Source organism: Phreatobacter aquiterrae (assembly GCF_053471285.1).
The window spans coordinates 19,004-36,584 of record NZ_JBJPHW010000010.1 but is presented as its reverse complement, the minus strand read 5'-3'; the positions used below and the strand labels follow the sequence as shown (position 1 = coordinate 36,584).

The 17,581-nt window shown below is 67.5% G+C and carries 16 protein-coding genes; 8 read left to right on the top strand and 8 right to left on the bottom strand.

Going from position 1 to position 17,581, the window contains the following annotated elements; genetic code table 11:
• Positions 1-185: 185 nt before the first annotated feature.
• The 7 genes from mdoH to queF all read right to left on the bottom strand — a co-directional run bounded on the left by mdoH (position 186) and on the right by queF (position 9,230).
• Positions 186-2,360 (bottom strand): glucans biosynthesis glucosyltransferase MdoH, encoded by a 2,175-nt coding sequence (gene mdoH, locus ACJ4V0_RS15325; protein ID WP_448300463.1) that lies wholly within the window; start codon positions 2,358-2,360, stop codon positions 186-188.
• Positions 2,336-3,799 (bottom strand): OpgD/OpgG family glucan biosynthesis protein, encoded by a 1,464-nt coding sequence (locus tag ACJ4V0_RS15320; RefSeq protein WP_448300462.1) that lies wholly within the window; start codon positions 3,797-3,799, stop codon positions 2,336-2,338. The genes mdoH and ACJ4V0_RS15320 overlap by 25 nt, the downstream gene beginning before the upstream one ends.
• A gap of 172 nt (positions 3,800-3,971) precedes the next feature.
• Positions 3,972-4,949, bottom strand: coding sequence for a DMT family transporter (locus ACJ4V0_RS15315; protein ID WP_448300461.1), 978 nt, complete (start codon positions 4,947-4,949; stop codon positions 3,972-3,974).
• Positions 4,950-5,064: 115 nt separating this feature from the next.
• Positions 5,065-5,904, bottom strand: a complete 840-nt coding sequence (locus ACJ4V0_RS15310) for a hypothetical protein (RefSeq protein ID WP_448300460.1) — start codon at positions 5,902-5,904, stop codon at positions 5,065-5,067.
• 74 nt (positions 5,905-5,978) lie between these two features.
• Positions 5,979-7,637, bottom strand: coding sequence for a dicarboxylate--CoA ligase PimA (gene pimA, locus ACJ4V0_RS15305; protein WP_448300459.1), 1,659 nt, complete (start codon positions 7,635-7,637; stop codon positions 5,979-5,981).
• Between the two features lie 103 nt (positions 7,638-7,740).
• Positions 7,741-8,640 carry a hypothetical protein gene (locus ACJ4V0_RS15300; protein WP_448300458.1) on the bottom strand — a complete coding sequence of 300 codons (900 nt, stop codon included), beginning with the start codon at positions 8,638-8,640 and terminating at the stop codon, positions 7,741-7,743.
• A 143-nt stretch (positions 8,641-8,783) separates the two neighbouring features.
• The gene (queF, locus tag ACJ4V0_RS15295; protein WP_448300457.1) at positions 8,784-9,230 is read right to left on the bottom strand and encodes a preQ(1) synthase; all 447 of its coding nucleotides are present in this window, start codon (positions 9,228-9,230) and stop codon (positions 8,784-8,786) included.
• Between the two features lie 267 nt (positions 9,231-9,497).
• On the opposite strand from queF, the gene eno reads away from it, so the two are divergent.
• A complete protein-coding gene (gene eno, locus ACJ4V0_RS15290) occupies positions 9,498-10,781 on the top strand; it encodes a phosphopyruvate hydratase (protein WP_448300456.1) in 1,284 nt (427 codons plus the stop codon).
• A gap of 79 nt (positions 10,782-10,860) precedes the next feature.
• On the opposite strand, the gene ACJ4V0_RS15285 is transcribed toward eno, so the two are convergent.
• The gene (locus tag ACJ4V0_RS15285) at positions 10,861-11,502 is read right to left on the bottom strand and encodes a YbjN domain-containing protein (RefSeq protein ID WP_448300455.1); all 642 of its coding nucleotides are present in this window, start codon (positions 11,500-11,502) and stop codon (positions 10,861-10,863) included.
• A 22-nt stretch (positions 11,503-11,524) separates the two neighbouring features.
• On the opposite strand from ACJ4V0_RS15285, the gene ACJ4V0_RS15280 reads away from it, so the two are divergent.
• From ACJ4V0_RS15280 to ACJ4V0_RS15250, 7 genes are all read left to right on the top strand, one after another.
• Positions 11,525-12,604 carry a helix-turn-helix domain-containing protein gene (locus ACJ4V0_RS15280; protein ID WP_448300454.1) on the top strand — a complete coding sequence of 360 codons (1,080 nt, stop codon included), beginning with the start codon at positions 11,525-11,527 and terminating at the stop codon, positions 12,602-12,604.
• 112 nt (positions 12,605-12,716) lie between these two features.
• On the top strand, positions 12,717-13,136 hold the full coding sequence (locus ACJ4V0_RS15275; RefSeq protein WP_448300453.1) for a nuclear transport factor 2 family protein: 420 nt from the start codon (positions 12,717-12,719) through the stop codon (positions 13,134-13,136).
• 101 nt (positions 13,137-13,237) lie between these two features.
• On the top strand, positions 13,238-14,143 hold the full coding sequence (locus ACJ4V0_RS15270; protein ID WP_448300452.1) for a DMT family transporter: 906 nt from the start codon (positions 13,238-13,240) through the stop codon (positions 14,141-14,143).
• 46 nt (positions 14,144-14,189) lie between these two features.
• Positions 14,190-14,507 (top strand): FtsB family cell division protein, encoded by a 318-nt coding sequence (locus ACJ4V0_RS15265; protein WP_448300451.1) that lies wholly within the window; start codon positions 14,190-14,192, stop codon positions 14,505-14,507.
• Between the two features lie 184 nt (positions 14,508-14,691).
• Entirely contained in the window at positions 14,692-15,801 is a 1,110-nt protein-coding gene (gene pdhA / locus ACJ4V0_RS15260; protein WP_448300450.1) for a pyruvate dehydrogenase (acetyl-transferring) E1 component subunit alpha, read from the top strand.
• Between the two features lie 10 nt (positions 15,802-15,811).
• A complete protein-coding gene (locus tag ACJ4V0_RS15255; RefSeq protein WP_448300449.1) occupies positions 15,812-16,087 on the top strand; it encodes a hypothetical protein in 276 nt (91 codons plus the stop codon).
• Positions 16,088-16,108: 21 nt separating this feature from the next.
• Positions 16,109-17,515 (top strand): pyruvate dehydrogenase complex E1 component subunit beta, encoded by a 1,407-nt coding sequence (locus ACJ4V0_RS15250; RefSeq protein ID WP_448300448.1) that lies wholly within the window; start codon positions 16,109-16,111, stop codon positions 17,513-17,515.
• The last annotated feature ends 66 nt before the right edge of the window (positions 17,516-17,581 follow it).

Sequence of the window (17,581 nt, the reverse complement as noted above, 5' to 3'; positions counted from 1 at the left end):
GCCGGCGTCATTGGCGGCCGAAGAAACTGACTCATCGGAGCAAGACGGGTGCCAGATTCGTGGCGCGCGACAAATGTCTGTGCGATCAGAAGGTTAAGTCGCGCAACGGGGCGGCAGCCGGTGTTCGCGTTCGGCCAGATTGAGCGCTGGACGCACAAGTGCCGCCATTTTGTGCAATGCAACCGTCAGGTGTCAGCTGTCGTTGCATGGGGGAGGGCGGCGAGCAGCGCGATCAGTGCGCGGTCGTGCAGCACAAGGATCGTCTCGCGGCTCGACAGCCATTGCCGCGCATCCTCTATGGAATGGGCGTCGGTGAGCTTCGCCTCGGCGATCACCCGGTCGGTATCGACCTTGCCGCGCACGCGGGACGGCGGCACCTGGATGATCTGCTGATGAACCTCCCGGAAGCCGGGGTCGGCATGCACGAGGTCCAGCGCCTTGTGACCCTCCAGGGCCAGGGCCTCGAACTCGATGCCGAGACGGTGGGCCCGTTCGGCGATCGGCGGCGGAGAATGCTCCTCGGGGATCAGCAGCAGGCTGAGGCGCCGCATGCCCCAGCCGATGGCCGCCGAGGCCGAGGCCCAGGAGGTCGGGATCGCCAGCCAGAGCCCGATGATCGTCGGCGACATCCAGGCGAAGATGTAGGGCGAGATCGAGAAGGCGGCGACGGCCGCGACGACGCCGAGGGCTGTGTGACGCCAGTGCCGCTGGACGATGGCGCGGAATGGGATCGAGCCGTCGTCGCGCCGCTGCGTCTTCCAGCCGGTGTCGCGGCCGGAGATGATCGACGACACGGAACTCGCCTGGATCAGCATCATGACGGGAGCGATGAGGGCCGTCAGGATGATCTCGAGGATGGCCGAAACCGTCAGCATGATCGCGCCGCCACAGCCGCGGCGTGCCGGCCCGTCCACCAGTGTTGCGAACCACCCGAACATCTTGGGCGCCAGCAGGATGACCATGGTGAAGATGAAGAGATTGAGCGCGCGCTCGGAATCGAACACCGGCCAGGCCGGGAACAGCGTGAACTGGTTGGTGAAATACTCAGGGCGGATGAAGGCCGCCTGCAGGGCGAGGGCGAGGCCGACCAGCAGCTGGATCAGCCAGAGCGGGCTCGACACATAGCTCATGATGCCGGTGGCGAGGTGCTGGCGGGTCGCCCAGTGCAGACCCTTGGCGCCGATGACCCGGCTGTGCTGCAGATTGCCCTGGCACCAGCGCCGGTCACGGATGGCGAGGTCCATCAGCGAGGGTGGGCTTTCCTCGTAGGACCCGTCGAGATGGGGTAGCATGTAGACCGCATAGCCCCTGCGGCGGATCAGCCCGGCCTCGACGAAATCGTGGCTGAGGATATGCCCGCCGAACGGCGGCTTGCCCGGCAGGTCCGGCAGTCCGGCCGAGGTCGCGAAGGCCTCCATGCGGATGATTGCGTTGTGGCCCCAGTAGTTGCCGTCGCGGCCGGACCAGACGGCGAGGCCCGCAGCCACGACGGGTCCATAGACCCGGGCGGCGAACTGCTGAAGGCGCGCGATCAGCGTGTTGCGGTTGATGAGGCGCGGCAGGGTCTGGATGATGCCGGCGTCCGGATCGCGTTCCATGGCATCGGCCAGCGCAACGATCGTCTCGCCGGTCATCAGGCTGTCGGCGTCGAGTACGATCATATGGGCGTAGTGGCCGCCCCAATGGGTCACGAAGTCGGCGATGTTGCCGGCCTTGCGTGCGGTGTTCTTCGGCCGGTGGCGATAGTGGATCGCCATGCCGGGAAGGCGTTCGCGCAGGGCGAGGAAAGCGCGCTCCTCGGCGATCCAGATGTCGGGGTCGGTGGTGTCGGACAGGAAGAAGAAGTCGAACGAGGCACCGTGCCCGGTCGCCACCACGTCCTCGACGATCGCCTGGACCGTGCCGAACACGCGGGCAGGACTCTCGTTGTAGATCGGCATGACGACCGCCGTGCGCTCGGTCAGCGCAGCCGGCAGGTCCGGCTTGCGGTTGAGGCCATGCCTGAGGAGGTGGCCAAGACCGAGAAGGCCTGTGGTGAAAGCGAGTGCGATCCACGAGAAGTTGACGACGAAGAAGATGAGGAAGGCCCACTCCAGCAGCGTCACGCCGCCGGCCTCGACCACCTTGTACATCTGCCAGCTTCCGGCTCCGGTGATCGCCAGCATGCCCCCGAAGGCGACGAGGCGCGAAAACCAGGGTGTGCGCCAGAGCTCCGGCGCCTTCAGCGGCCGTCGTTCGGCATTGCTCCACCTGCGCAACGACTGTGCCGGCATGGCCAGCGGCGCGTGGCCAGGCATGGCCTGGCGCTCGCGCAGCGTCGGCAGGGGCCGGTCGGTCAAGGCGTCCATCGGTAGAGCCATGTCTCGCTTTGGGGCTGTCCTTCGCGCTCCAGCACGAGCCTCAGTTCCACCTGATTGGCGGCCTCGGGGTCAAGATCGAATGCGACGCGATAGAGTTTGAGGTCGGGCACGAGGCGGCCATCGACATTGCCGATGCGGCCGCGCAGGTGCGTGAGATTGGCCTTCAGGCCGTTGGTCTTCGCGGCGTCCGCGAAGTCGTCTGCGGAAAAGTCGACCAGAAAGCGCCGCCGCCGGCCACCACCCTGGGCGCGGCCGGTGCGGGTGGCGGTGACGGTCGCGAGAGGTGGGCGCTCAGGAGGCGACCAGCACCAGTGCATGCGATAGGTGAAGAAGTGCTCGCCGCCACGCGCCAGTGGCACCCGCGGCCGCCAGTAGGCGAGGATGTTGCGGTTCATCTCGTCGTTGACCGGGATCTCGACAAGCTGGACCTGCCCTTGTCCCCATTCTCCAAGAGGCTCGATCCAGACGCTCGGCCGCCGTTCGAATCGCGCATCGAGATCGTTGAACGCCTCGAACCGCCGGTCACGCTGCAGAAGGCCGAAGCCGCGCGGGTTCTGGTCGACGAAGGCTGAGACCTGCAGGGTTTCCGGATTGGTCACGGGTCGCCAGATCCACTCGCCGTTGCCGTTCCAGATCTGCAGGCCCTGGGCGTCATGCACGCCGCCGCGCACGTCGTCGACATTGGTCCGGTCGTTCGGGGCGAAGAGGTAGTTGGCCGTCATCGGTGCGACGCCGACATGCGGCAGGTCGACGCGCGGGAACAGCGTCACCTCAACGTCGCAGACGGTCGAATCGCCCGGCCTGACGGCGAACCGGTAGAGACCGGTGACGCTGTCGGAATCCAGGAGGGCGTGGACGACGATGCTCGAGGCGCCGGGGCCCGGCCGCTCGATCCAGAAGGCGCGGAAGGCAGGAAACTCCTCGCCCTGGGCTTCCGCCACGTTGAGGGTGAGGCCGCGCGCCATCACGCCGAAGACCTGCCCCCTCGCGAGCGCCCGGAACAGGCTTGCGCCCTGAAAGACCAGCGCCTCGTCGGTGGCGGCCTGGCCGTTGAGCGCGGCATAGGCGCGAAATCCGGTAAAGGGCACGGCCGCGTCTGCGGGCAGCGGAGGGTTGCTGCCGAAATCATACTGCTCGGCGGCAAAGCGCTTGTCCCGGATGATACCGCCATCGACGGTGCGGATCGTCACCGGTGTGGTGAAGACGTTGCCGGCGGGAAGCAGATCGAGGGCGAAACCGCGATTCTCGCCGGCCCAGACCCGCTGGTCGGGCTTCATCCGGATCTGGCGATACTGGTCGAGGTTGAGCTGGGCCAGCGTCCGCGGCACATCGGCGCGGGGCGCCTGGTAGGGGCTCTTGGCCACCTCGCGGGCGAAGGCCAGCAGACCGTCGCGGGTAATCGCCTGGCCGTCGGCGACGGCCGCGGCGGCCGCCTGCAATGGCGTCGCCTGCGCGAATGCGGTTCGGCCCAGCGTCAATGTCGCCGGCGCGGCCAGAAGAGATGCAAGAAGGTCGCGGCGAGACGGCATGACGAGCGAGTTCAGCGGACTTTGCGGGAGGATCGTGCTGGACGGGAGGAATAGTTCAGACTGGCCCGGCTTATAGCCCAAATTAGGGCGCTGGGGAGGGGGGCGGGCCGCCGTTCCCGACGGAGAACCGCGCCACCAGCCAGTGCCTCAGCGAGGACACGATGTCCGGCGGCGCGGTGGCGGCGATCAACCCGACGAGGACGAGCGCCATGCCGACGAGATGGTGTCCGTGCAGGGCCTCGCCGAGGAACAGCGCCGACATGCCCACGCCATAGACCGGCAGAAGGTAGAGGAAGCATGAGGTTACGGCCGGCCCGACAATCTTCACCCCGTACTGGTAGAGCGAGAAGGCGCCGACGGCGGAAAACAGGGCGAGGGCGGCGATACCGATCCACAGCCGAAGCGTCATGGGCCAGCCTCCAACCATGGCGAGTTCCACCACGGAGAAAGGGAGGAGAGTCGCGACGCCCGCCATGGCGATGGCGGCGAAGAGCGGCAGCGTCGGGATCGTTGCCAGCCGGTCATTCCTCAGTACCAGCGAATAGCCGGCCCAGGCGAGCGCCGCCGCGGCGATGCCGAGATCGCCGAGATTGAGGTCGAGCCGCGCCAGCGCGGCAAGGTCGCCCTTCAGCACAATGACCGCGACGCCGGCAATGGCGAGAACCACCCCAGCAAGCCGTGCCCAGGGCAGCGGCTTGCCAAAGACGAAGCGCTCGATGAGCAGAACCAGGACCGGAGAGGTCGTGTAGATCAGCGTGCCGTTGGTGGCTGTCGTCTGTGCGAGCGCCCAATAGACGCCGGCGCCGCAGATCCACATGCCGAGGAAGCCCAGAAGCGTGATCCGCCGCCAGTTGGCAACGATGCGCCCGGCATTCTGCCTGAGGTCTGGCAGGACGAAGGGGATAAGGATCGCCACCGCGACCGACCAGCGCAGAAGCGCCAGGGTGAAGGGCGGTATGGCGTCGCCCATGGCCCTGGCGATCACGAGGTTCGACGAGAAGAACAGCGGCATGGCGAGCAGCAGCAGATAGGCGCGTCTTGCTTCTGCCGATGTCGCCATATGCGGTGCCTCCGGGGCGCCACCCCGCCCCGTCACCAGTCAGCACGGAGGCTCGTGCCGCACAAGCGCCCGGCCCTCATGGCAGGACTTCTTGTTGTGCGGCGACAACGTCCAATCAGTCGCGCAGCGGCATCGATCGCAGCCGCTGCACGCTGCGGATTCGGAACACGAGCCAGATCCCCGGCAGGACCAGACCGATGTAGAACGGCGCCAGCAGCCGGAGCATGGCGTAGCGGCTGACTGACCTGTCCTCGGTTCCTGCCTCGTCGAAACAGCCGAGCCGCCGGTTGCGGCTGTAGGGAAAGACGATGGCCGGCGTCAGCCTTTCGCCGCATGCAAGGCGGCTGGCGGTGGGGTGCTCCACGAGGTGTGAATGGTATTGCGTCACATAGGCGCCGGTTGCGCCGGTGATGACGGCGGCGATCACGAGGACCATGACGGAGAAGATGAGCCTGTCGGTCCAGCGGGCGGGCTCGGACGGTGTCCTGATCATCACGGAGCCCCGGCCGCCGGGGCCGCCGTTCATCCGCAGGATGACACCCACCATGATCAGAGCGAAGGGCACGGTGAGAACAAGCCCCGACAGCACCGCCGCCAGTGTCCCGGCATCCCGGTCGACTGCTCCCGCGGCATCGATGCATTCGATCCAGTTGGCAAGACCGCGCGGACGTCCCGCGCCGGGTGGCCTGAAGTCGAGCCGAAGCGTTGCGCCTTCTCCGCACAGGAGCGTGCCGACGGCCGGATTGGCCGTCATCAGCTCCGGATGGCTGCGCACGACCTGTGACACGGCAAAGAGCGCAAAGCCGTGGAAGATGACGGTCAGTGCCAGAAACAGCACGATCCTCTGAAACAGCCGGAGAGGAGGCCGGTAGTGCCCCACCTGCATAGCGGAGCCGGCTGCCAACCCCTCGCGGTGGACGGTCTCGATGCTCCGACGGTGCGGGAGGTGGCTCATGCGCTGCGTGTGCCGGCCCCTTGTTTCGCCGGCATGTCGCGCAATGGCCGCAAGTCTTGCCCGCGGCCAGCCCCTTAGCCCGCCGCCTTGATCTCGCTCCGCAGTTCGGCACGCGACAGCTTGCCGACGGGTGTCTTCGGCAGGGCGTCGCGGAACTCCACGGCCACCGGCATTTCGTGCCGGCCGACCTTGTCCTTCAGGAAGGCCTGGAGGTCCTCAAGCGAGAAGGGGGCGGCACCCTCCTTGAGCGTCACGAAGGCCTTGGCGGCCTCGCCCCGATAGCTGTCGGGAACCCCGAGAACGATCACCTCGGCCACTGACGGATGCTCGTAGACCGCCTGCTCGATCATCTGCGGATAGACGTTGAATCCGCCGGAGATGATCATGTCCTTCTTGCGGTCGACGATGAAGAAGAAGCCGTCCTCGTCCATGTAGCCGATGTCGCCGGTGAGGAACCAGCCGTCGGCATAGGAGGCCCGGGACTCCTCGGCCTTGTTCCAGTAGCCGCGGGTGACGTTGGGTCCGCGGATGCGGATCTCGCCGATCTCACCGGTCGGGAGGGTCCGATGCGGGTCGTCGAGTGCGCAGATATCCATTTCGAGGCCGGGCAGCGGCAGGCCGATCGTCCCGGGCTTGGGGGCGCCGTAGTTCGGCACATTCGTTCCGGCAGGAGACGTCTCCGTCATGCCCCAGCCGCCGGTGAGGCGGAATCCGGCGCGGCTTTCGAAGCGGCGCGCGATCTCCACCGGTAGAGGCGCGCCGCCCGAGGCCGCGTAGATCAGCGAGGAGAGGTCGGCGGTGGCGAAGCGCGGGTGGTTCACCAGAGCGATCCACATGGTGGGCACGCCCGGGAAGATCGTCGCCCGCCGCTTCTCGAAATCGTCGAAGGTCTGGTCCGGGTCGAAGCGCATGCGCAGCAGCATGCAGGAGCCGCGCGTGATCTGCCGGAGCATGACGCTGGTCAGCGCATAGATGTGGAAGAGCGGCAGGACGAGGATGACCTTGTCCTTGGCGGGATCGCCGGAGGGCAGGGCGGCCTGCCAGGCGTCGTAGATCGACACGGCGGCCGTGATGTTCTTGTGGCTGAGCATGGCGCCTTTGGGCATGCCGGTCGTGCCGCCGGTGTACTGCAGCAGCGCGACGTCCTCGGGCTGTACCTGCGGCCAGGCGTCCGGCGCCTCGGCCCCGGCCACGAAGGTCGAGAAGGTCACAATGCCCGGCTTGACGGGAATGGGCAGGGTGGGCAGGCCAGAAGGGCCGAAATCGGCGTCCTCGGCTACGATGAGCCGATCGACCAGCCCCTGTTCGTGGAGTTTCAGGGCCATGCCGAACAGCGGCGCGATGTTCGAGGTCACCAGCGTCCGCGCACCGGCATCCTTGAGCTTGTAGGCGAGGACCCGCTCGGCATCGAGCGGCGAGAGGTGGACGAGGCGGATGCCGGCCTTGGCCGCCCCGAAGAAACTGATCGGATGGGTCGGCATGTTGGGCAGGTAGAGCCCGACCGTATCGTCGCTGCCCAGTCCGGCGCGCAGCAGAGCCGCACCGAACTGCCTGACACGCTCGCCGAGATCGCCATAGGTGATGATGCGGTCACGGAACTCGAAGGCGGGGCGGGTTGCGAATGAATCGGTGGCTTCGTCGATCAGGCTGCCGAGGGTCGTGATCTTGATCGGTGTGTCCCAGCGCACGCCGGCCGGATAGGACTTTTCCCAAGCGAAGGGCCTGGCTGCCATGCCTCATTCCTCCCTGTCGGCGGCTTGTCCGGTTCTGCCCGGTGCCTGCTCTTGGTCGTTTCTGAGCCCAGCGCCAGCCCGAGGAGGCGGCGGCCCGCGCCGTCTAGCGCAGTGCCAGCCTTTGTCCGTCGAAAACGGCCGTTTTGCAATTGACCCCGGCGAGAGACAGCGTCGCGCAGAGCCGGGCGGCGGCATTGGCGTTCGACAGCGGGCCGACGACGAGACGCAGTTCGACGCTGCCCGGCCGGCCACCCTCCTGGATCGAGATCACCGGCCTCAGTCCCTCGAGCACGGGACCGTGCTGGGCGCGCAACTGCTGCCAGCGGCTGCGCAGCGCGTCGATCGACTGGTCACCGGCCAGGTCGACGCCGAAGTCGGTGCGGATCGTGGTCGACTCCTGCGCTTCGGGAGGCGCCGCGGCCACAGCGGCGGGCGACGGCGTCGGAACGGGTGCGGAGGCCGGTGCAGAGGTTGCAGCCGGTGTATCCGGTATCACCGTGGCTGCAGGCGCCGGTGAAGCCGGCAAAGAAGGGGGCGCCGGAGGGGTGGCCGCCGCAGATGGGGGAGGCGAGGTCGGGATGACCCGCACCGCCTGGCGCGTGGCGGGACCCGTGACCTCGGTCCTCGGAATGGAGGCCGTCACGTCGCCGACGCTGCGCTCCATGCTGGCGACGCGCTCCGCGAGGGCCTCGCGCTCGGCGGCAAGCAGGCGCACCTGGTCGGCAAGGCGCCGGGTCTCGTAGAGAAGAAGGGGGTCGGTCGCCGGACGCGGGGGTTCTGCGCGCTGCGCCTGCTGCACCGGTGCGACCGGTGCGGTGAGCCTGGCGATTCGCTGTGCCCCTGTTTCGCTGCGCGCTGCGAGAAGGGCAGCGCTGACGGCGAGAAGCGCGACACCGGCCCAGGTCATGAGGCGCGCGATGCTGCGCTGAGGCGGCTCATCGGTGAGCCCGTCGAGCCGCACCGGCAGGTCCGGAGCATCAAGGTCGCGTTTCGCCTTCAGCATGATGGCGAATCCTTGGCTGATTCGGCCGGTCGGCGTCCATCGAAACGGGATGTGGGACGCGCCTTTGCCCGGCGAATCCGGCAGAAAAGTCAATTCCCTAGCGTCAGGGGCGCACCTGCGGCCGGCTGCGGCGATCCAGCCGTTCAGCCCCGGCCGCGATAGGGCGCGACGCCCTGGTCGGGAATCCAGACACCGGCCGGCAGCTCTCCGGTCTGCCAGAACACGTCGATCGGGATGCCTCCGCGCGGATACCAGTAGCCGCCGATCCTGAGCCAGCGGGGGCCGAGCAGGTCGCGCAGGCGCTTGCCCACCGCGACCGTGCAGTCCTCGTGGAAGGCGCCGTGGTTGCGGAAGGACGAGAGGTAGAGCTTCAGCGACTTCGACTCGACCAGCCAGTCGCCGGGCACATAGTCGATGACGAGATGCGCGAAGTCGGGCTGTCCGGTCACCGGGCACAGCGAGGTGAACTCGGGCGCGACGAAGCGCGCGACGTAATTGGTATCGGCATGTGGATTGGGCACCCGGTCGAGTTCGGCCTCCTCAGGTGAGGCCGGCATGCCGACGGTCTTGCCCAGCTTCAGATCGGTCATCGGGTGATCCTGCGTGAGTGTCATTCGGACCAGCCTGTCGACGCCCCCGGCAGCCGCGCCGGGATCGCCGGGTCGGGCCCTGCGTGGCGTGGGTCTTAGCATCAGCGGCAGCCAATTGGGGAGTCGATGACCTCCGGCGCGCGACGCTTGCCGGCAGGAGCGCAGCCATGCCGCAATGACCGTCCGTCCTGCCTTTCGGCCGCTTGAACGGCGCGCCCCATGCTGTAGAAGGCCGCCATCCCCTCCGTCAGCGCGAAAGAGGCCGCCATGACCGCCATCGTCGACATCATCGCCCGCGAAATCCTCGACAGCCGCGGCAATCCGACGGTGGAAGTGGACGTGCTGCTCGACGACGGCTCGAAGGGCAGGGCGGCGGTGCCGTCGGGCGCCTCCACGGGCGCGCATGAGGCGGTCGAACTGCGCGACGGCGACACGAAGCGCTATCTCGGCAAGGGCGTCGGCAAGGCGATCGATGCGGTGAACGGCGAGATCTTCGACGCGCTGTCCGGCCTCGACGCCACCGACCAGGTGCAGATCGACCGGACCATGATCGCCCTCGACGGCACTGACAACAAGTCGCGGCTCGGCGCCAACGCCATTCTCGGCGTCTCGCTGGCGACCGCCAAGGCCGCCGCCATCTCGCACGACCTGCCGCTCTACAAGTATGTCGGCGGTGCCTTCGCCCACGTCCTGCCCGTGCCGATGATGAACATCGTCAATGGCGGCGCCCATGCCGACAATCCCATCGACTTTCAGGAGTTCATGATCATGCCGGTGGGGGCCAAGACCTTCGCCGAGGCGGTACGCATGGGCTCGGAGGTCTTCCACACGCTGAAGGCCGCTCTGAAGGCCGACGGACACAATACCAATGTCGGCGACGAGGGCGGCTTTGCCCCCAACCTCAAGTCGGCCCAGGCGGCGCTCGACTTCGTCATGACTGCCATCGAAAAGGCCGGCTACAAGGCGGGTGAGGACATCGTCATCGCCCTCGATTGCGCCGCCACCGAGTTCTTCAAGGACGGCGCCTATGTCTATGAGGGAGAGCGCAAGACGCGTGATCCCAAGGCCCAGGCGAAGTACCTCGCCAAGCTCGTCGGCGACTACCCGATCCTGTCGATCGAAGACGGCATGTCGGAGGATGACCTCGACGGCTGGAAAATGCTGACCGACCTCGTCGGCGGCAAGTGCCAGCTCGTCGGCGATGATCTCTTCGTCACCAACACCAAGCGCCTGTCGATGGGCATCGACAGGGGCCTCGGCAACTCGATCCTGGTCAAGGTCAACCAGATCGGCACGCTGACCGAGACGCTGGCCGCGGTCTCCATGGCGCACAACGCCGCCTACACTGCGGTCATGTCGCATCGCTCGGGCGAGACCGAGGATTCGACCATTGCTGACCTCGCGGTGGCGACGAACTGCGGACAGATCAAGACCGGCTCGCTGGCGCGCTCCGACCGCACCGCCAAGTACAACCAGCTCATCCGGATCGAGGAGGAGCTCGGTCCGCAGGCGCGCTATGCCGGCCGCAACGCCTTGAAGGTCAAGGGCTGAGCCGCCTTGGGCGTCTCCTGTAGTCTGACATGAGAACGGCGGGCCATGCCCGCCGTTTCTGTTTCAGCCGGCGCGAAGATCAGGTGCGCCGCTCGCCCGGCACGTCGCCCGTCGAGCCCTTGCCGCCGGTCCCCGACTGGCCGGGATCGGCGGGCGGGCGGCCCGGCGTCAGCGAACGCCCCGTATTGCCGCCACCCGGGGCGCCGTGATCGCGCGGGGTGAAACGGTCGAAGTTGGCCAGCATGGTCTGGAAGGTCGCGATGCTCTCGGCGACAAAGGCGACGCTCACACCGCCATCGAGGTCCACGTCCCATTCCAGAACGAGGTCGCCGTCGCGGTCTAGATAGGCCTTGGCGAAGCGCTTCTCGAAGTTCCAGGCATTGACGAAGGCGAGCGTGAAGCGCTCGTGGCGCTGGAACAGGGTGCGATACTGGATCGACTGGCAGCCGTCGTCGTTGCAGGCGTAGAAATAGATCGAACTGCGCCGGTTGCCGATTTCCGTGCGGATGCGCGTGCGGTTGTTCTCCGTGACGACCTCGGCCGGGTTGCCGCGGTCGCGTAACAGCGCCGCCATCTGGCCGGGGAAGATGCGCGCGATGGTCTCGCCCTGCATCTGCGAGCGGGGCGGTCGCTTCTGCGCCAGGGCGCCGGAGGCCATGGACACCCCGGCGAGGAGGGCAACGGCGACCGCGAGGGAGGCGAAGGCAGGCGGGCGTTTCATCGTCTGGGGCTCCTGCGCGACCATGCGCCTGCACGAGGCGCGTCTGGATCACGATGGCCGCCGGGCGTTTCGGCTCCGTGATGCGACCACCGCAATCATATTGCGACGGAACGCAGCAGGACGAAAGCGGCCGGTTGCGCCGGGCGTCGTCCGCTGGACCCTTCGGTGTCAGCACCGTATTTTTGCCGCCATGGCGGAGAAATCGACCGAAGCGACCTCAGACGCGGCACGCGTGGACGAAGCCGGGCCGGGCGCCTATCCCCGGCGTCGGCTCGGCTCGGCCGGCGTGACGCTGACGCGGCTTCGCCATGCCGATTTCGAGACCATCCAGCCGGAACTGCCCCAGTTCACGCTCTCCATCCTGATGGCAGGAAGGTCGCGGCCCTGGCGCGACCTCGGAGACGGTTTCGCCATTCCGAAGGGCGCCGAGTCGTTCCGGCATCAGGGCGCCGGCATCGTCACCCCGCACGACACTGCGGTGGCATGGCGGGTGGAGGGCCGGCACGACTGCCTGATCTTCGCCTTCCCTGTCGAGACGACCCGTCGGCTGCTCGACGAACTGATGCCGAACGGGCTTTCCGCCCTCGATCGACTGACGGAGCGGGTTGTCCGCGATCCCGTCCTGCCGACGATCGCACGGGAGCTCTGGGACGGACGGGAGGACGACATCGGGCGTTTCCATGCGGACCATGCGGTTGCACTGGTGCTGGCGCGGCTGGCTCGTCAGGCAAGTGAGACGGGCGAGGCCGTCGACGCGCCGGTGGCGCGGGAGCGCCTGTCACCGGCCGGGTTGCGCCGGGCCAAGGAGTTCCTACAGGCCCAGGTCGCGGGCGATCCCTCCCTCGACGAGATTGCCGCTGCGGCGGGTCTCAGCCCGTACCATTTCCTGCGCGCCTTCAAGGCCTCGACCGGGCGGACCCCCTTCCAGTGGCTGCAGGATTTCAGGATCGAACTGGCCTGCGGCCTGCTGGCGGCCAGCGACCTGCCGCTTGCGCAACTGGCGCTCGAAATCGGGTTCAAGACCCAGAGCCATTTCACCGTGGTCTTCCGCCGCGCGATCGGAACGACGCCGGGCCGATGGCGTGCCGAGATGCGCCGATAGTTTTTCGCAACCGTGAGACAGCGCCGCAGCGGCAGGAAAGACCGCCGTGTGCCCGTTGCCTATTCGACTGCGGGCCGGCGCTGGTGCCGGCCGGAAACGAAGAGGCTTTCCCATGCAGTCGCGAGCAATCCGCACCGAGGCGCCGGCGGCGCGTCCGATCGAGGTGATCAAGGCAGCCTATGACGCCTACGGGCGCAGGGACTTTCAGGCCATCGCGGCCCTCTACCACCCCCAATGCGAACTCTACCAATCGGAAGTGCTTCCCTGGGGCGGCGTCTATGGTGGCCACGCGGGTCTTCAGCAGTTCTTCGAACGCCTGACGGGCGCGATCGATACGCAGATCGTCGGCGAGGTGCTGTTCGAGGCGGGCGACCGGGTGGTCAGCGTCGGTCGCACGCGCGGCGTGGCGCGGGCCAGCAAGACGCCGTTCGAACTGCCCGCGGTGCATGTCTATACCGTCGAGGACGGGACGATCCGCCGCTATGAGGCCTATGTCGACACGCCCGGCATGCTGCAGGCGATCGGACGCTAGGGTTAGGCGGCCCCGGAGGGCGCGATCGGCCGGCGAGGACATGGACGGCCTGCGCCCATGAGCCTTGTCGCGCCGGTGGCAATGACCAAGGGTCAACGCCGATGTCGGTCCCGTCCCCCCGCACCCTTGCCCTTCTCGCCATGGGCCTGGCCGTCTCCATCTATGGCGGTCAGTTCGTCTCGGTGCGCTGGGGGCTCCAGTCGGGACTGTCCGCCTATGACATGGCGGCATTGCGCTTCATCTTCGCCGGCGCGGTCATGGCGCCCTTCTTCATCCGCGCCGGCATCCTCGACTGCGCAGGGTTCGGCTGGCGCCGGGGGCTGATCCTGGTGCTGACCGGCGGCGTGCCGCTGACGGTCCTGTCCAACATCGGCCTGAACTATGCCCCGGCCGCCCACGCCTCGGCAATCCAGCCCGGAATGGTGGCGGTCGTCGCCACGACGCTCGCCTATATCGGCATGCGCGCGCGCGTGCCGCTCGGCGCCATGGTCGGCTTCTCCATCGTGCTCTCCGGACTGGCCGCCATCGCCATCGCGGGCTCGCGCGGCGGGGAGGGGCCGATGACCGTCGTCGGCGACCTCCTCTTCGTGGTCTGCGGCGCCGGCTGGGGCATCTTCACCTGGCTGTGCGGGCGCTGGCAGGTGCCGTCGGTCGTCGGCGCGGCCATCGTGTCCACGCTGTCGGCCGCGGCCTTCCTGCCGGTCTATGTCGCCTTCCTCGAGCCGGGTCTCGGCAATGTGGCCTGGCCGATCATCGCCTTCCACGGCATCAACCAGGGCATCCTCAACATCGCCATCGGCCTGCTGCTGTGGACCTACGGCACGCGCACGCTCGGGGTAGCGACCGCCGCCCGATTCCCGCCGATGATCCCGGTTCTCGGGACTCTTATCGGCATTCCCGCCCTCGGCGAGATCCCGAGTCCGCTCGCCGCCGTCGGCGTCGCCGCCATCGTCTGCGGCCTGCTGGTCGTGGCGGTGGCTGGAACCCGGCGCAGGCGGCCGGATTGAGGAAGCATTAACGCAACCGAAACCGACCATCGCGCATAGTCAGGCCATGGTCGTGCGCACGAGACGTCAGCGGATTCTTCAGGCGATGGGGCTCTATGCCGCCGCCGCGGCGCTGATCGCCTATTTCGGCTTCCACGCCTATCATGGCGAGCACGGCATTCACGCCAAGCAGCAGTTCCTGGAGCAGATCGTCGAGCTCAATGGCCAGTTGGCCGCGCTCCGCCGCGAGAAGGCCGATGTCGCCCGGCGCGTGTCGCTCCTGCGCGCGGAGGCGATCGACCCCGACATGCTCGACGAGCGCGCGCGCGAGATCCTGAACTTCGTCGATCCGCGCGATCTGGTGCTGATCCTTCGCCGGCGCTGACCGCGGAAGGGCGTCATGAACCGAAGATCGGTTGACGCCCTGTTCTGAACCACATTCGAGTTAAGTCTCTGAATGCGCTGCAATGCCAATGGTTTGTGCGGCGCACAACGGCGTGTGCCTGGGCCTTTCCAGCCGCCGGGCTTGGCGCTACATGTGGACGGCATTCCATGCGAAGGGGACACCGATGGCTGCAACCCGGACCAAGAGCGCTCCGGCCGGCGTCAAAGCCGCCACCAAGACCTCGGCCGCTCCGGCGAAAGCGCCAAGAGCCGCCCCCGGCGCCAAGGCGGCCGGCAGGGCGCCCTCGACGAAATCGGCATCGGCGAAGTCGGTGACACTGACCCGCGACCAGGAACTCTCCGCCTATCGCGAGATGCTGCTGATCCGCCGCTTCGAGGAGAAGGCCGGCCAGATGTATGGCATGGGCCTCATCGGCGGCTTCTGCCACCTCTACATCGGCCAGGAGGCCGTCGTCGTCGGCATGCAGATGGCCGCAAAGCCCGGCGACCAGCTCATCACCGGCTACCGCGACCACGGCCACATGCTCGCCGCCGGGATGAACGCCAACGGCGTGATGGCCGAACTCACCGGCCGGCGCGGCGGCTATTCCCGCGGCAAGGGTGGGTCCATGCACATGTTCTCCGCCGAGAAGCACTTCTACGGCGGCCACGGCATCGTCGGCGCGCAGGTCTCGCTCGGCACCGGTCTCGCCTTCGCCAACCGCTATCGCGGCAACGACAATGTCTCGCTGACCTACTTCGGCGACGGCGCCGCCAACCAGGGCCAGGTCTACGAGAGCTTCAACATGGCGGCGCTGTGGAAGCTGCCGGTCATCTATGTCATCGAGAACAACCGCTACGCCATGGGCACGGCGGTATCGCGCGCCTCGGCGCAGACCGACTTTTCCAGGCGCGGCCTGTCGTTCAACATCCCCGGCGAACAGGTCGACGGCATGGACATCCGCGAGACCTACGCGGCCGGCCTGCGCGCCATGGACTGGTGCCGGTCAGGCAAGGGCCCCTACATCCTCGAGATGCAGACCTACCGCTACCGCGGCCATTCCATGTCGGACCCTGCCAAGTACCGCTCCAAGGACGAGGTGCAGAAGATGCGCACCGAGCACGATCCGATCGAGCAGGTGCGCGAGCGGCTTCTCAAGGAGTGGCAGGTCTCCGAGGACGAGCTGAAGAAGATCGACGCCGGCGTGCGCGACATCGTCGCCGAGAGCGCCGAATTCGCCACCAATGATCCGGAGCCGGATCCGTCCGAGCTCTGGACCGACATCCTGAAGTGAGGCGAGGGGGATGATCGCCCAGGTGATGGCCACCGCGCTCGCCCTCGTCGCCTTCGGCGCGTGGCTGGTTGCGGCCTGGTCGATGATCCGGGCGTGGATCATATCGGAGCGCCACCCGCCTTATCGGGCGCTCGGCTTCAGGCGCTTCGTCAACTGGATGGGCGCCATCCGCCATATGCCCGACGAGGCGATGCCCCACCTGAGGCGCCTCTACCTCGCCATCGCCGTGTTCTTCATGGCCCTGATCGCCGGCATCGCCACCGGCATCGTTTCCGCCCGTTCCTGACCTCCTGACCGGAAGCCATCCATGCCTGTCAACATCCTGATGCCGGCGCTGTCGCCCACGATGGAGAAGGGCAACCTTGCCAAGTGGACCAAGAAGGAAGGCGACAGGGTCAAGCCCGGCGATGTCATCGCCGAGATCGAGACCGACAAGGCCACCATGGAGGTGGAGGCGGTCGACGAGGGCATCCTCGCCAAGATCCTCGTCGCCGAGGGCACGCAGGACGTGGCGGTCAACGAGATCATCGCCGTGCTGACGCAGGAGGGCGAGGACGCCTCCGCCGCCGGCCCGGCCCCTGTGGCGAAAGCACAGGAGCCGACGCCCGAGGCGGCCGCGATGCGCGCCGACCAGTCCGCGCCGCCGGCTGCTCCCGTCGTCTTGGCGACACCGCCCTCTGCCGCCCCGGCCCCGACCATCGCCGCCGATCCGGATGTCCCCGAAGGCACGGAGATGGTGACGATCACGGTGCGCGAGGCGCTGCGCGACGCCATGGCCGAGGAGATGCGCAGGGACGAGGCCGTCTTCGTCATGGGCGAGGAGGTCGCCGAGTACCAGGGCGCCTACAAGATCACGCAGGGGCTGCTGCAGGAGTTCGGCGCGCGCCGCGTCATCGACACGCCGATCACCGAGCACGGCTTCGCCGGCATCGGCGTCGGCGCGGCCTTCACGGGCCTCAAGCCCATCGTCGAGTTCATGACCTTCAACTTCGCCATGCAGGCGATCGACCAGATCATCAACTCGGCGGCGAAGACGCTCTACATGTCAGGCGGACAGATGGGCTGCCCCATCGTGTTCCGCGGCCCGAACGGCGCCGCGGCGCGCGTCGCCGCCCAGCACAGCCAGGACTACTCGGCCTGGTATTCGCACATTCCCGGCCTCAAGGTCGTCGCGCCCTATACGGCGGCCGACGCCAAGGGCCTCCTGAAGGCGGCGATCCGCGATCCGAACCCGGTCATCTTCCTCGAGAACGAGATTCTCTACGGCCAGAGTTTCGAGGTGCCGAAGCTCGACGACTTCGTGCTGCCCATCGGCAAGGCGCGCATCCACCGCCCCGGCAAGGATGTGACCATCGTCGCCTGGTCGATCGGCATGACCTACGCGACCAAGGCGGCGGCGGAGCTGGAAAAGCTCGGCATCGACGCCGAGGTGATCGATCTTCGCTCGCTCCGCCCGCTCGACACCGAGACGATCATCGCCTCGGTGATGAAGACGGGCCGCATCGTCACGGTGGAGGAGGGCTGGCAGCAGTCCGGCGTCGGCGCCGAGATCACGGCCCGTGTCGTCGAGCGCGCCTTCGACTATCTCGACGCGCCGCCCGCCCGCGTCTCGGGCAAGGACGTGCCCATGCCCTATGCCGCCAACCTCGAGAAGCTCGCGCTGCCTTCGGTCGCCGAGGTGATCGAGGCCGTCAAGGCCGTGACCTACAAGTGATGTGGAGGCAGTGTTGCTGGCACTTCAAGATGGTGAGATCGCAGTCAGGTCGGACAGCTTTGGTTT